Source organism: Ruminococcus flavefaciens (assembly GCF_900116855.1).
GTDB classification, from domain to species: domain Bacteria; phylum Bacillota; class Clostridia; order Oscillospirales; family Ruminococcaceae; genus Ruminococcus; species Ruminococcus flavefaciens_R.
In genome coordinates this window covers 75,045-89,609 of sequence record NZ_UETD01000012.1, presented here as the reverse complement: position 1 = coordinate 89,609, position 14,565 = coordinate 75,045, and the positions used below count along the sequence as shown (strand labels likewise).

13 protein-coding genes are annotated in these 14,565 nt (G+C 50.4%); 3 read left to right on the top strand and 10 right to left on the bottom strand.

What is annotated here, in order from left to right:
• Positions 1-12: 12 nt before the first annotated feature.
• The 6 genes from DSZ37_RS13370 to DSZ37_RS13345 form a co-directional block, all read right to left on the bottom strand.
• The gene (locus DSZ37_RS13370; protein WP_146198192.1) at positions 13-927 is read right to left on the bottom strand and encodes a hypothetical protein; all 915 of its coding nucleotides are present in this window, start codon (positions 925-927) and stop codon (positions 13-15) included.
• Positions 928-939: 12 nt separating this feature from the next.
• Positions 940-1,425, bottom strand: a complete 486-nt coding sequence (locus tag DSZ37_RS13365; protein WP_109727394.1) for a hypothetical protein — start codon at positions 1,423-1,425, stop codon at positions 940-942.
• 2 nt (positions 1,426-1,427) lie between these two features.
• Positions 1,428-1,889, bottom strand: a complete 462-nt coding sequence (locus tag DSZ37_RS13360; RefSeq protein WP_109727393.1) for a hypothetical protein — start codon at positions 1,887-1,889, stop codon at positions 1,428-1,430.
• Positions 1,890-1,980: 91 nt separating this feature from the next.
• Positions 1,981-2,622: a CDP-alcohol phosphatidyltransferase family protein gene (locus DSZ37_RS13355; RefSeq protein ID WP_109727392.1), complete on the bottom strand. Its 642-nt coding sequence runs from the start codon at positions 2,620-2,622 to the stop codon at positions 1,981-1,983.
• A 124-nt stretch (positions 2,623-2,746) separates the two neighbouring features.
• Complete coding sequence (gene ppk1 / locus DSZ37_RS13350; protein ID WP_109727391.1) at positions 2,747-4,954, bottom strand: polyphosphate kinase 1; 2,208 nt, start codon at positions 4,952-4,954, stop codon at positions 2,747-2,749.
• 18 nt (positions 4,955-4,972) lie between these two features.
• The gene (locus DSZ37_RS13345) at positions 4,973-5,893 is read right to left on the bottom strand and encodes a uridine kinase family protein (protein ID WP_109727390.1); all 921 of its coding nucleotides are present in this window, start codon (positions 5,891-5,893) and stop codon (positions 4,973-4,975) included.
• A 499-nt stretch (positions 5,894-6,392) separates the two neighbouring features.
• Here DSZ37_RS13345 and DSZ37_RS13340 point away from each other — a divergent pair, with 499 nt between their 5' ends.
• From DSZ37_RS13340 to DSZ37_RS13330, 3 genes are all read left to right on the top strand, one after another.
• Positions 6,393-6,773: a hypothetical protein gene (locus tag DSZ37_RS13340; RefSeq protein ID WP_109727389.1), complete on the top strand. Its 381-nt coding sequence runs from the start codon at positions 6,393-6,395 to the stop codon at positions 6,771-6,773.
• 159 nt (positions 6,774-6,932) lie between these two features.
• Positions 6,933-8,873, top strand: a complete 1,941-nt coding sequence (thrS, locus tag DSZ37_RS13335; protein ID WP_109727388.1) for a threonine--tRNA ligase — start codon at positions 6,933-6,935, stop codon at positions 8,871-8,873.
• A gap of 84 nt (positions 8,874-8,957) precedes the next feature.
• Positions 8,958-9,482 (top strand): hypothetical protein, encoded by a 525-nt coding sequence (locus tag DSZ37_RS13330; protein WP_109727387.1) that lies wholly within the window; start codon positions 8,958-8,960, stop codon positions 9,480-9,482.
• 226 nt (positions 9,483-9,708) lie between these two features.
• On the opposite strand, the gene DSZ37_RS13325 is transcribed toward DSZ37_RS13330, so the two are convergent.
• The 4 genes from DSZ37_RS13325 to DSZ37_RS13310 form a co-directional block, all read right to left on the bottom strand.
• A complete protein-coding gene (locus DSZ37_RS13325; protein WP_109727386.1) occupies positions 9,709-11,115 on the bottom strand; it encodes a glycine--tRNA ligase in 1,407 nt (468 codons plus the stop codon).
• A 239-nt stretch (positions 11,116-11,354) separates the two neighbouring features.
• Positions 11,355-11,537 (bottom strand): hypothetical protein, encoded by a 183-nt coding sequence (locus DSZ37_RS13320; protein ID WP_109727385.1) that lies wholly within the window; start codon positions 11,535-11,537, stop codon positions 11,355-11,357.
• Between the two features lie 15 nt (positions 11,538-11,552).
• Positions 11,553-12,530, bottom strand: coding sequence for a glycosyltransferase family 2 protein (locus DSZ37_RS13315; protein ID WP_109727383.1), 978 nt, complete (start codon positions 12,528-12,530; stop codon positions 11,553-11,555).
• A 90-nt stretch (positions 12,531-12,620) separates the two neighbouring features.
• Complete coding sequence (locus DSZ37_RS13310; protein ID WP_109727382.1) at positions 12,621-14,507, bottom strand: glycoside hydrolase family 13 protein; 1,887 nt, start codon at positions 14,505-14,507, stop codon at positions 12,621-12,623.
• Between the last annotated feature and the right edge of the window lie 58 nt (positions 14,508-14,565).

Here is a 14,565-nt window from a genome sequence, read left to right as displayed (position 1 = left end):
GGGAAAAAGACGTCAGGTAGTTTCCTCAGGCTCCTCGGGATAGAGGATAGCGTCATCGTCGGGAGCTGAGTCCGCGGCGGCTGAGAAGTCATAATCCTCAAACTCCTCTACCTTGCGGAGCTTTATCACCAGACCGTATTCATTGTCCAGTACGAGCCTGTCGCCGTCTGTTTTTATGGAGAAGCCCTCATAGTCGTCCCACATATAGAGCTCATCCTTTTTATCGGGCTCCCACTCGTAATCCATGGACTCGCCGAACACGGACAGAGTCGCGCTGCTGTCACCTCTGAGCTCCAGTCTGAATGCAACGTTGATCGGATAATCTCCCATGGTCTCGGTGTATGTCTCGCCTTCGGCGGTGGCTTCCTCTGACTCCCATTTGCCGTAATATCCGCTGAAGTCTACCTTATCGAGACCTGCCTCCGTAGTGGACTGGTTTTCGCTGAACTTATCCACAGGCAGCAGGTAGATCACAGAACCGTCATTTGCGTCGGTATAGGTGACTATAAGCTGTCCCTGCTCTATGCGGCAGTCGTAGTTGTCCTCGGGACTGTTGATATGGAGAGTATCATTGCCGTCCTCGGTGGTGATGTTCCATTTGTAATAGTCGTTGGTGTAGTCCTTGCGTCTTGGGTTGGTGGCTGTGGTGATAGCTGCTGTGTGATCCTCGAAGATCTCCAGCTTCATAAGGGCACTGAGGGGATATCCTGCATACTCGTCCTCGTACTCCTCATCAAGAACGAAAGCCTTATAGGCTTCCCATTTTCCGAGGAAAGGTCTTGCCGCGTTATTTACGACGGTACTTTCCGAAACAGGCTCCGAAACTGCGGAGGAGCTGCTGTTTTTGCCCGAGCCCTTGCCGCTGCAGCCGAAGCTGCATCCTGCTATCAGGGCAGCTGTCATACAATAGCAAAATAGTTTTTTCATGATAAACTCCTGTTATTCCGTGATACCGAAGTTCTGGATGACACCTGCCGCAGCATTGATATCATCGGGATTTATTTCGGTAAATTCATCTACTTTTTTCATATTGATGTATGAGCCTTCTTCTTCTATTACCAGCATTCCGTCACGGTATCTCATGTCCATTGTGTTGTCGGGGTCTTTGCCTGTCAGGTCGGTGACTCTTATCTGAATGATATCGTCATCGGTCTGTTTCCATGTTATGTCCACATTTTCGTTTGCATTCTGGATGACCTTGTTATCCACAGCCGACTTCCAGATGACCTTGCCGTCGCCTGTCATCTCAAAGCTGAACAGGGCAGACAGCGGAACTCCCAGCATATCGGTGTATTTGGTACCGTCCACCATCATCTCCGAGGCTTCCCATTTGCCCACATACTTCTTGTCACGCTTTGCACCGCAGCCTATGGCGCAGCACATGAGCATAAGGGCAGCAGATGCTATCAGAATCAACCTTTTCATTATCAACTCTCCTTAATGTTTTTGTTCGAGAATTCGGCGACTTTTTTTAGGTGGGTCTCACAGACCTTGTCGCCGTCCTGTTCCGTGATGACCATTTCATCGCCCGTAAGGGTATATCTTCCCGAGAGCTGTTCTGTCTCAACATAGAATATCTGTATGGTGCCGCCTTCGCCGATGCTCCAGCCTATCTGGTGGGGGACACCCTCGGGGTCGAAGTAGCCTCCGTTGCCGTTATCGTGGAAGGTATAGCTCTTTATGTCTGTCATGATGTCTTTGCCGTCAACGAGCTCGGAAACTGTTTCCCAGTTGCCTGTGACTGCTGAGATTATCTCATCATTTGTCATAGTGTTGTGAACATCTGCCTCGGCAGTGACACTATCTGTGGAGACGGGGCGGCTGCCGCATGATACTGAAGAACACATCATGGCAGCTGCGAGAAATGCAAAGCAGGAAAAACTTTTCATATTAACGCTCCTTATGGGATACCGAATAAGGCATCACGGTAAAAAGTATGTTAATCCGAAAGGGCTGCCGCAGACCGCAGCAGCCCTCCGTTCATCTTGTTTTGGTCTTGTAGAGCATCCAGACAAGCTCGCCCACACCTACTCCGATAAAGCAGAGCATGGTCTTCATACTGGGCTTCTTGACCTTGAATCTGGTGATGAAGGCGATAGCTATGAGCAGGAGAGCGCCGCCGTACACCTCGGGGAACCACTCACCGATATCCTTGTGGAAGCTGTAAAGCAGGGGGAGTATCAGTGCCACGCTGGTAACGGGGAGACCCTCATAGACCTTGCGGTTTTCCGCAGTCTTTTTCTGTCTTTCCTCCTCAGCCACATTGAAGTATGCGAGCCTTATGACGGCGCAGAGAGGGAATATCACCAGTATGGGAAGGTCTGCCCAGTCTCTCATGCCTACGGAATAGCCGATGACCACGGGCAGGACGCCGAAGCAGATGGCGTCGCAAAGCGAATCTATCTGAATACCGAATTTCTTTTCGCATTCGGTGCGGTCTTTCTTTGTACGGGCGACCTTACCGTCGAACATATCGCAAAGTCCCGACACCATAAGGCATATTATGGCATATTCGGGGTGACGTTCCATCCCGCCGAAGCCTGCCGCGAAGAACATACCTATGACAGACGAGATGAGACTCATATATGTAAGAATAACCGTATAGTTATAATATCCAATCATTATCCAAACCTCAAATAAAACTTTTTGCCGCGCATACCCGTTTTTTATATAGAGTATAACAGATATTATATCATATTATCGGCAAAGTTTCAAGTGTTTTATTGCTTTTTCGCATATAAATGACTTATGAGGACTTTTTCTTCCTTCCGCGCTTTGCAGCGGGCTTGGGGGAAGTATCGGCGGCAGCTTTTGCGGCTGTCTTTTTTGCAGCAGTCTTGGTTTTTTTCGCAGCTGCCTTTTTCTTTGCAGCGCCCTTTTCGCGGTTCACGCGGAGCTGCTCCTGTCTTGCGGTCTTGTCCTCAAGGCGTCTGTAAGCCTCGTCATAGAAGTACTCCTGCGAATTGAGGGGAGTATCAGCGTTCCTGCGCTCGCGGATATACCTGCCGTCGCTGAGCATTATCCTTGCCTTGACGTTATCGTGCATGAGCACGCGGAACATCTCGCGGATACGTCTTCTGAGGCGCTCGTCCTCAATGGGTGCAGCCACCTCTACTCTGCGGACAGTGTTCCTGCTCATATAGTCGGCTGAGCCTATGTATATCTTCTGGTCGGGACTGTCCTCGCCGAAGATGAATATACGGCTGTGCTCGAGGAAGCGTCCCACGATGCTGCGGACGGTGATATTCTCGGTATAGCCCTGCACTCCTGCGATAAGGCAGCAGAGTCCGCGGACTATGAGCTCTATCTTTACCCCTGCCTGCGAAGCCTCGACCAGCTTGTCGATGATGACAGGGTCGTTGAGGGAGTTCACCTTTGCGGCGATATAGCCCTTTCCGCCGTTTTTAGCCAGCTCTATCTGTCCGTCCATGAGCTCCAGAACCTGAGGTCTGAGAGCAAGAGGAGACACAAGGAGCTTGTTGGTGTTCTCAACGAAGGTACCGTTGAGCAGTCCCGAGAATACAGCCTCGGCGTCGGCAGCGATGTCCCTGTCGGCGGTGAGGAGCATGAGGTCAGTGTAGAGCGCAGCGGTCTTTTCGTTATAGTTGCCCGTGCCTATCTGTGTCACATAGTCGAAGCCGCCGCCCTGAGCCTTACGGGTGATGAGCAGAAGCTTTGAGTGAGCCTTGAAGTCCTTGGGACCGTAGATGACCTTGACTCCGGCCTCCTGAAGCTGCTTTGACCATTCGATATTGTTCTCCTCATCGAACCTTGCGCGGAGCTCTATCATGACCAGTACCTCCTTGCCCTGCTCGGCGGCAGTGCAGAGAGCGTCGATGACCTTGCTGTTCCTTGCGAGGCGGTAGAGGGTTATCTTTATGGAAGTGACCTTGGGGTCGTTGGCGGACTCCTGAAGGAGCCTTATAAAGGACAGATTCATGGACTCAAAGGGGAAGCTGAGCAGCATATCCTTTGACTTTACCTGTGAGAAAACGGGTCTTGTGTCCGACAGAGCCGCGGGCTTTCTGGGCGTTCTGGGGGCGTAATGGAGCTTGGGGTCCTCGTCGTATTCCTGCAAAGTATAGAGGTAGGAAAGGTCAAGAGGGATACGGGAGGTGAAAACATTGACGTTTTTCAGCTTCAGCTTCTTGCAGAGGTAGTCCAGAGCAGTGCGGTTGAAGACGTCGGATATCTCAAGGCGTACGGGTGCCAGCTTCTGTCGCTTGTCAACAAGCTCCTCCATGCGCTGGCGGAACTCGGGACCTCTGCCTGATACCATGATATCGGCGCTTCTGGTGACTCTGATGAGAGCGCGGTCCATGACCTTGTAGTTCTTGAACAGCAGGTGTGCGAAGCGGAGGATTACCTCCTCCTCCAGTATGAACCTCTTGCCGTCCCTGCCAAGGTGGATTATCCTCTCGGAGCGGCTGGTGGAGGCGGGGATAACGCCTATGGATACGCCCTTTTTGGCGCCAAGCTGCACAACTGCGTAGATATACTTGTTTTTGAGAAAGGGGAAGGGCAGCGCGTCGTTGACCACTATTCCCGATATAAAGGGCTTCAGTTCACGCTTGAAATAGAGCTCAAGGAAGGTCTGCTCCTCCTTGGTCGCCTTGTCGAAGGTAACGTGCTCAAAGCCGTAGGGAGCCAGCTCTTTCATAGTGCTGCGGAGAGCCTCCTCCACTGAGGGCTGGAGCCTGCGTACAGCGGTGAATATGGCATCGAGCTGCTGGGCAGCGTTCATGCCCGAGAATTTATCCTTTTTCTTGCCCTCGCTCTTGGCTTTGTCTGTGACAGAGCCCACGCGGACCATGAAGAATTCGTCCAGATTACTCTGGTATATAGCAGAGAATGAGAGCCGCTCAAGCAGCGGAGTATCGGGGTCTGTTGCCTCCTCCAGTACTCTTTTGTTGAATTTGAGCCATGACAGCTCTCTGTTTTCAAGATATTCCATATATAGTCTCCCTTGTTATCAGTATTTGAACTGTCCGTTGCCTATGAATTCGCATATGAGCGAGTCGGGGGAAATGTCCTTTTTGCTCAGGGGAACAAGCTGCTCCAGTACCTTTACGGACTCGGCTATCTCGGGGACATCAAGCATCTCCTCAAGCTGAGTGAGCAGGTCGTTTCTGTAAGCGGAGAGCTCATACGCCATAAAGGTGTCCACATCGTAGTCCGAGCGGTACTTGTAGGGCATTATGTATTTGTTCTCTCCTGCCTCCACGCTGTGGAACATATTCATGGTCTCGCGGAGAGAGCGCTTGCGGAAGTTCTTGTCTCTTATCATGCGGCGCATAAGACGTACTCTTGACGGGTGAAGGAGTATCCCGTCGCCCGATATCCTCGTGCGGACGCTGACGTATATCTTGCTTATCATGGTGTCGGGAACGGTTATTACCGAGGGATTGAGGGCGTGTATGCCTTCAAATATAACTATCTCGCCCTTGTTGCGCTTGAATTTCTTGCCCGAGCCTGTGCGTGTAGAGGTCTTGAAGTTGTACTTGGGGAGCTCTATCTCGCGGCAGGCGCTTATGGCTTCTATCTGCTGGTTGAGGAGCTGGCTGTCCACGCGGAGAGGGGATTCAAGGTCCATCTTGCCCTCAGCGGCAAGAGCCTTCTCAGCCTCTGTCAGCGGACAGAACCAGTTGTCCATGGAGAGGGTGTGGGTCTGGAGTCCCCTTTCATCGAGGAGCTTTTCTATCATCATAGCCGTTGTGGTCTTGCCCGAGCCCGAGGGTCCCGACAGCAGCACAACAGGCTTTTCATTGCGGTTTTCGGCTATATCGTCAGCTATCTTGCTGAGCTTGTAGAGGTAGTCCTCATTGATGGTCCTGACGTATTCCTTAGGGTCTTTCTCTATCCCCTGATTTATTCTTGCGATCTCGATGTTCATGCATATCTCCCTTATTCTCAGTCATTAAGACGTTTTATTATTTTCGTCTCTTTTTCTGACCGTGATTTGATTATACATTAATATTATACCACAGATTTCAAACTATTTCAACCCGTTATTTTGTGGTTTTTAACGTGAGTTTCAACAGAATGTTTAATCCATTGCGGAAAAACTTGGATTTCACACTTTTCCCTCTTGACAAATAGTAAAATCTGTGCTAAGATAAGTGTACAATATCCCGTAAAACGTCGATGAGGAAGGCTTTTCCCCAGCCGTTACAGAGAGCAGCCGTTCGGTGCAAGGCTGCACGGCAAAGGATATACAGCACACCGCCTCTGAGTGCGCCCAATAAGCGTCGGGAGCTCCCGTTACAGAGCACTTGAGATACGGAGAAAGCTCCGTGTGAATCAGGGTGGAACCACGGTAGACTATCGTCCCTTGTGCCTAATTACAGGCGTAAGGGGCTTTTTTGTTATTCTGTCTTCGGGGAGGTGACAAGATGAGCAATATCAGCTACAACCAGAGGGAGGAAGCCTACGAGCTGCCCTATAAGCTATGGGACGAGATGATGACAGTCCGCTTCTATACCGACAGCGAGGAGACTATCATCGCCAACCTCTCGGATATAGCCAAAAAGCTGGCAAGGCTGGACGGCGGCAGAAGCACCATAGCAGCAATGCTTATCGACGACGGCTTCTATGAGGGCGGAAACGCCGAGGCTCTCGCAAAGCTGCTGAAGCTGAGAAACGTCTATGTGGATATCGACGAGGACGAGACTGTGGTCTGCTTCGAGACAGGCACCGATGACGGCTATATGGAAAATTATGTCCATGTGGAGCTGTTCGGTGAGCTGTTTGAGATATCGGGCTGGGCGGAATGAATTTGAATACTGCGGTGCATGGCAATACATTGAAAACAAGCCCGCAAACCGTGAAAACGATGGATTATTCTGCAAGGAATAACTGGTCATCGCATAAAAAACGCAACAATTATGCATTAAGCATTATGAATTATGAATCAATAAAAAGGAGAGATCGATATGATCAATTTAACACTTCCAGACGGCAGTGTCCGTCAGATCGAGGCTGCACAGTCGGCTGCTGAGATAATCAAGGGTATCGGCATGGGACTTTACAAGGCTGCCTGCTGCGTAAAGGTAAACGGCGAGGTCAAGGACCTCCGCACAGTCATCGACGGTGACTGCCACTTCGAGGTATGTACATTTGACAGCCTCGACGGCAAAAAGACCCTCTGGCACACAGCTTCACATATCCTTGCACAGGCTGTAAAGAGACTCTACCCTGCTGCAAAGCTGGCTATCGGTCCTGCTATCGACAACGGCTTCTACTATGACTTTGACCTTGAGAAGCCCTTCACTCCCGAGGAGCTGGAGAAGATCGAGGCTGAGATGAAGAAGATAGTCAAGGAGGACCTTGAGCTTGAGAAGTTCGAGCTTTCTCCTGCTGAGGCTGTTGCAAAGCTGAAGGAAATGGACGAGCCCTACAAGGTAGAGCTCTGCGAGGAGCACGTTGACAAGGGCGAGCCTATCTCATTCTACAAGCAGGGCGAGTTCGTTGACCTCTGTGCAGGTCCTCACCTTATGACAACAGGTCCCGTAAAGGCATTCAAGCTCCTCTCATGCACAGGTGCTTACTGGAGAGGAAACGAGAAGAACAAGATGCTCAGCCGTGTTTACGCTATCGCATTCCCCAAGGCTTCACAGCTTGACGAGTACCTCAAGATGATCGAGGAGGCTAAGCTCCGCGACCACAAGAAGCTGGGCAAGGAGCTGGCTCTGTTCATGTTCGACCACACTGCTCCCGGTATGCCCTACTGGCTCCCCAGAGGCTGGAAGCTGTTCAACGCACTTCTCGAGTACTGGAGAGGTGTTCATGAGGATCACGGCTATACAGAGATATCGGGTCCTGTTCTTTCCAAGAAGGAGCTGTGGGTGACTTCGGGTCACTGGGACCACTATCAGGACGGTATGTTCGTTATCCCTGCTGAGGAGGACAACGAGGTCTACTGCGCTAAGCCTATGAACTGCCCCAACGCTATCAAGGTATATATGAACAAACAGCGCTCTTATAAGGAGCTTCCTCTGAAGTTCAATCAGGTGGACGTTATCCACCGTAAGGAGAAGTCAGGCGAGCTCAACGGTCTTTTCCGCGTACAGCAGTTCAGACAGGACGATGCTCATATCCTCGTAACTGAGGAGCAGATCGCTTCCGAGATCAACGATATCATGGATATCGCTACAGAAATATACAACACATTCGGTCTTGAATACAAGGCTGAGCTCTCAACACGCCCCGAGGACTTCATGGGCGATATCAAGGTATGGGACAAGGCTGAGGCTGACCTGAAGGCTATCCTTGAGGAGAAGTACGGTCCCGACGGATACGAGCTCAACGAGGGCGACGGCGCATTCTACGGTCCTAAGATCGACCTGAAGATGAAGGACGCTATCGGACGTGAGTGGCAGATGGGTACCATCCAGCTCGACTTCCAGCTTCCTCTCAACTTCAAGATGAAGTACATCGCTTCCGACGGCTCCGAGAAGCAGCCTGTAATGATACACAGAGCTATATTCGGTTCATTCGAGAGATTTATCGGTATCATCACCGAGAACTTCGCAGGAGCATTCCCCTTCTGGCTGTCTCCTATGCAGGTAGGTATCGTTCCTATCAGAACAGAGCATAACGACTACGCCAAGAAGGTAGCCGATCTCCTCAAGAAGAACCGCATCAGAGCTGAGGTGGACTACACTGACGACAACATGAAGAACAAGATCAGAAAGTTCAAGGACTTCAAGGATCCCTATGTTGTCATCATCGGTGACAGCGAGGCTGAGAACGAGCAGGTCTCCATCAACATCAGAGGAAACAAGCAGCTCAAGAACGTGCCTCTTGACAAGTTCATCGAGATGTGCAGAACTATGAACGAGGAGCACTCTCTCGACATCATCGATACACTGTAAAAAAGCCTTTAGCCGTCAGCCCTTAGCCCTTAGTCTGAGGGCGGCGGCTTTTATATCAATATTATTATAAACGGAGGGATATTTATGAACGAACTTTGCAAGATAATCAGGGAAATGGTGATCCCTAACTTTATGAACATAAGGACTTCACTGCGAACTTACGACAGAGACGCTCTCTGCTGCGGCTCTCCCTGCTGGAGATGGGCGTATCACGCTATACATTCAGCGGACAAGTGGTTCATAAATCCCTGTGTTTACGATGAGCCGCCTTTCCATGAGGAGGGCATGGACAATCCCGATAATCCCACGACGGTAGTTCTCTCGGATGAGCAGCTTTTAGAGTATCTGGACGCTGTTGAGAAAAAGACTCTCGATTACATCGACAGTCTCACGGACGAAATGCTCTATGAATGCCCCGAAAACTGCGAGTACACGCGCATGGAGCTGGTACTGAGACAGTTCAGGCATATCTCTTTCCACACGGGAATGCTCAACGGTCAGACTGCTCTGGCTACGGGAAAATTCCCTATGTGGGTATCACAGGCTGATAAATATGTCGATGACGGTATATTCTTCGGAAGATACCGCAAGGGACAGGTAACGAAATAAAAAAAGGGCATCATAGGGTGCCTTTTTTATGCATAATTAAGGGGCGGCAGAATGCCGTCCGCATCTGTTTCAGCGAGAACAGGGTTTATTGCCAAACTGAAAGGACTGCAAAAGCAGTCCTTAATTTTTTATTCGTCCGCATAGGCAGACATCGTGATTACAAATTAAAAAGGACGCCCATTGGGCGTCCTTAAAAGCTAATAGCTAACAGCTAAAGGCTAATGGATTAGAATACCATTTTAGCTTCGAGGTAAGCTACAAGGTCATCGATAGCAACTCTCTCCTGCTGCATTGTGTCACGGTCACGGACTGTTACACAGTTGTCCTTCTCAAGTGTATCGAAGTCGTATGTGATGCAGAAAGGTGTACCGATCTCGTCCTGACGGCGGTATCTCTTACCGATGGTACCTGCCTCGTCGAAGTCTACCATGAACTTCTTGGAGAGCATATCGTATACTTCCTCAGCCTTGGGAGTGAGCTTCTTTACGAGGGGCAGAACAGCTGCCTTGTAAGGTGCAAGAGCAGGATGGAAGTGCATAACTGTTCTTGTTTCCTTCTTCTCGTTGCCGTTCTTGTCTGTGGAGACAAGCTCCTCCTCGTCATAAGCCTCGGTAACGATGGAGAGGAAGAGTCTCTCAACGCCCAGTGAAGGCTCGATAACGTAGGGGATGTATTTCTCGTTTGTCTCGGGATCGAAGTATTCAAGTGACTTTCCGCTGGTGTTGATGTGCTGTGTCAGGTCGTAGTCGGTTCTGTCGGCAACGCCCCAGAGCTCGCCCCAGCCGAAGGGGAAGAGGTACTCGAAGTCGGTAGTAGCCTTTGAGTAGAAGCAGAGCTCCTCCTGATCGTGGTCACGGAGACGGAGGTTCTCCTCCTTGAGTCCCAGTGAGAGGAGGAAGTTCTTGCAGTAGCTTCTCCAGTAATCGAACCACTCAAGGTCTGTGCCGGGCTTGCAGAAGAACTCAAGCTCCATCTGCTCGAACTCTCTTACACGGAAGATGAAGTTTCCGGGAGTGATCTCATTACGGAATGACTTACCTACCTGAGCAACGCCGAAGGGCACCTTTTTACGGGTAGTTCTCTGGATATTTGCGAAGTTTACGAAGATACCCTGTGCAGTCTCGGGACGGAGATAGAGCTCAGACTTGCTGTCCTCTGTAACGCCCTGGAATGTCTTGAACATAAGGTTGAACTGGCGGATATCTGTGAAGTTCTGCTTGCCGCAGTTAGGGCAGACTATGCCTTTTTCCTTGATGTAGTCCATCATCTGCTCGTTTGACCAGCCTGCTACGTTAGTGCCGTCGAAGTCCTCGATGAGGTTGTCGGCACGGTGACGGGTCTTACACTCCTTACAGTCCATAAGGGGGTCTGAAAATCCGCCGATATGTCCCGAAGCCACCCATGTCTGGGGGTTCATGAGGATAGCGGAGTCAAGACCAACGTTGTACTTGTTCTCCTGGACGAATTTCTTCATCCAAGCTCTCTTGATGTTGTTTTTCAGCTCAACGCCGAGAGGACCGTAGTCCCATGTATTTGCAAGACCGCCGTAAATTTCCGAGCCGGGGTATACAAAGCCCTTGGATTTACAAAGGTCAACGATCTTATCCATTACTTTTTCATTGTTTTTAAGCATAATGAGCAACCTCGCTTTAAAATTTAATAGTCACATTATATTGTAACTCAAACGCGGGAAAAAGTCAAGACTTTTTAGCCATTGCAGGGGCGCCCGTTCACGGGCTCCAGTCAATGCGTGATCGCAGGGGCGCTCTTTCACCGCCAGAAAGTCCCGACACAAATAAAAAATGTAGGGGACGGCATCCTTGACGTCCCATAAAACGGGCTGTCGGGGACGCCAGCCCCTACACATTAATATCATTGGAAATTGAAGAAGGTAATGCCCGATGCGAACAGGGCTGCACCTATGAGAATAGCAAAGAATATCGCCTTTTTTATCTTGTGCTTTATCTTGATGAGTATTATCAGTACGATGATAAATAAGATTATAGCCCAGTACTGCGAGAGAAAACCGGTTATGCTGTTGATAATATCGTCCATATTAAATATTCCTTATCATTTATCGTCCTTTTTCTCGGCATCGGTGAGAAATTCCGCGATTATGTAGCGCGGACGCTGTTTTACTTCCGCGTATATCTTTCCGACGTACTCGCCTATGATTCCGAGGCAGAAGAGCTGTAAGCCGCCGATGAGCCAGATCGAGCACATGGTGCTTGACCAGCCGTGCTCGGTAAAGCCGCCTATCTTGGCGATAAATGCCCAGATAAAGGCAAGTATGCTGGCGATGGACATAATGATACCGAGAGTCGTGATGAGCTTCAGGGGTTTGGTGCTGAAGGAGGTGATGCCGTTGATGGCGAATGCCAGCATCTTCTTGAGAGGATACTTGCTCTCGCCTGCCAGTCTCTCATGGCGCTCGTAGTATACCTTTGTGCTCTGGAAGCCGATAAGGGGCACCATTCCGCGGAGGAACAGGTTTACCTCCTTGAAGTTTGCCAGCTCCTGAAGCACTCTTTTGCTCATGAGGCGGAAGTCCGCATGGTTATACACCACATCTGCGCCCATTACCTTCATGAACTTATAGAAGCTCTCGGCGGTGAATTTCTTGAAAAATGTATCGGTGTCACGGGCGCTTCTTACGCCGTAGACCACCTGATTGCCCTCATAGTACTGCTTTACCATTTCGTCGATGGTGTCGATGTCGTCCTGGAGGTCTGCGTCCATGGTGATACACATATCACAGAGCTCCTTTACGGTCATAAGACCTGCGAGAACAGCGTTCTGGTGACCGCTGTTGTGGGCGAGGTCAATGCCCGAGAAAAGCTGGGGGTCGGCTGCATGGAGCTCCTTGATTATGCTCCATGTGTTATCCTTTGAGCCGTCGTTTACAAAGACCACGCGGCTGTCCTTGGAGATAAGACCTGCCGACATCAGATCATTATATTTTGTTTTGAGCTGTGCTGCGGTCTCACGGAGTACCTCCTGCTCATTGTAACAGGGTACTACCATGTAAAGAATTTCAGGATTATTCATGTTTGTATTCCCTTTCAGATGTTTATGTTACTAACAGTATATCACAGCAGTAAGGATATGTCAATATACCGCGGACTGTGCCGCTTCTGCTCATTTTACGAATCTTGCCTTGATGATAGTATAGCCGTAGGGCTTCACGGTGATGGTATCGTCCATGAATTCTCCGTAGAATGGCTGGAGGTCCTCAAAGCGTGAGAGAATGCCGCTCATATTGCCGAGGTGAACGGTATCGCCGCTTCTGTTGACGAAGATGATATAGTCCAGCTTCTGACCCTGACGGGTGAAGCCGATAAGGCGGCTGTCGTGGACTTCCTTCTCGTTGATGACGAAGTATATCCTGCCGTCTATCATGTTGGGTATGGATTTTCTCACGCGGCTGAGCTCGGAAACGTAGGAGATAAGGTCGGTGTCCTCGTGTCCCCACGGATAGCAGCGGCGGTTGAAGGGGTCCTTGTAGCCCTGAAGTCCTGCCTCGTCGCCGTAGTATATGCTGGGAACTCCGGGCAGGAAGAACTGGAGCGCCATTGCTGCCTTGAGAAGCTCCTTGCCGTGGGCATACTGCTCCTCTGAGAGCCATTTTTCCGCCATCCAGTCCTTGCTCTTGTCGTCGCAGTTCTCGCCGCCGAGGCGGTTGATAGCGCGTTCGATGTCGTGGGTGGAGACAAAGTTCATGAGCACATCAATGGTGGGCTTGGGGTAGTTCTCCACTATTGTCATGACGGAATTTATGAAGTCGATGGGCTTGCCGCCCTTCATGAAGCTGATTATAGCCTCGCGGAAGGGGTAGTTCATAACGGAGTCAAGCTGGTCGCCAAGGAGGTAGCGGCGCTTTACGCCGTAGCTCTCCTTGTTGGAGGCGTCCTCCCAGACCTCTCCGATGATTATCTTGTCCTTGTCATAGCCCTTTACGCATTTTCTCAGATTATTGAGGAACTGGTCGGGAAGCTCGTCGGCAACGTCAAGACGCCAGCCTGCGGCACCTCTGTCCAGCCAGTAGCGGAGGACTCCCTCATCGCCGCAGATGAACTCGGTGTAGTCCTCGTTGTTCTCACATACGTTGGGGAGGGTGTCGATGCCCCACCACGCCTCGTATGTATTGGGGTAATCTATGAATGAGTACCAGTCGTAATACTTGCTGTCCTTTGACTGGAAAGCGCCGACCTCGGGATAGCGTCCGAACTTGTTGAAGTATACGCTGTCAGCGCCCGTATGGGAGAAAACGCCATCGAGAATGATGGAGATCCCCATGCTTTCGGCTTCTCTGCACAGCTCCTCAAACTCCTCGTTGGTGCCGAGGAGGGGGTCAGCCTTCATATAGTCGGCAGTATTGTACCTGTGGTTTTCGTGGGACTCGAAAATGGGATTGAGGTATATGCAGGTTACTCCCAGACTTTTAAGGTAGGGGAGCTTTGACTGTATTCCCGCGAAATCGCCGCCGAAGTAGTCGTTGTTCCATACATGGCCGTTCTCATCGGGCTTGTAGAACGGAGTGCCGTCCCAGTCCTCGCGTAGGATCCTGCCATCGGGGATATTCTCCTTGGGCTTGCCGCTTTTGCAAAAGCGGTCGGGGAATATCTGGTACATAACGCCGCCCTTGAGAAAATCGGGGGTCTCGTAGGTATTCTTATATACTGTCAGCTGGAACATATCCCCCTGATCCAGACCGCCCTCGTGGACGTTCACTTTCTTGATATAGTGGCGTATTCCTCCTGTGGTATAGGAGAAATAGTAGTAGTGGACGTCAGTGTATCTGGCGTTGTACTCGGCTGTATAGGCTATGCAGTCCTCCTCCTCGGTGACCTCGTTCATGGTGATGAAGCGCTCCTTGAAGCCTGTTCTGAACAGCACCAGCACGGGAGAGAAGTCGGGGACGATATCCTTGGGAAGCCTTATGGTGAAGCGGCAGGTCTCGAACTGCCTTACCGCACCGAATATAGATTTATAGCCTAAATTCCATGTATCATAGATAGGTCTCATATAAACAAAACACTCCGTTATCAATAATCCCTTATGGGTGTATCTGCAAAAAGGTAAA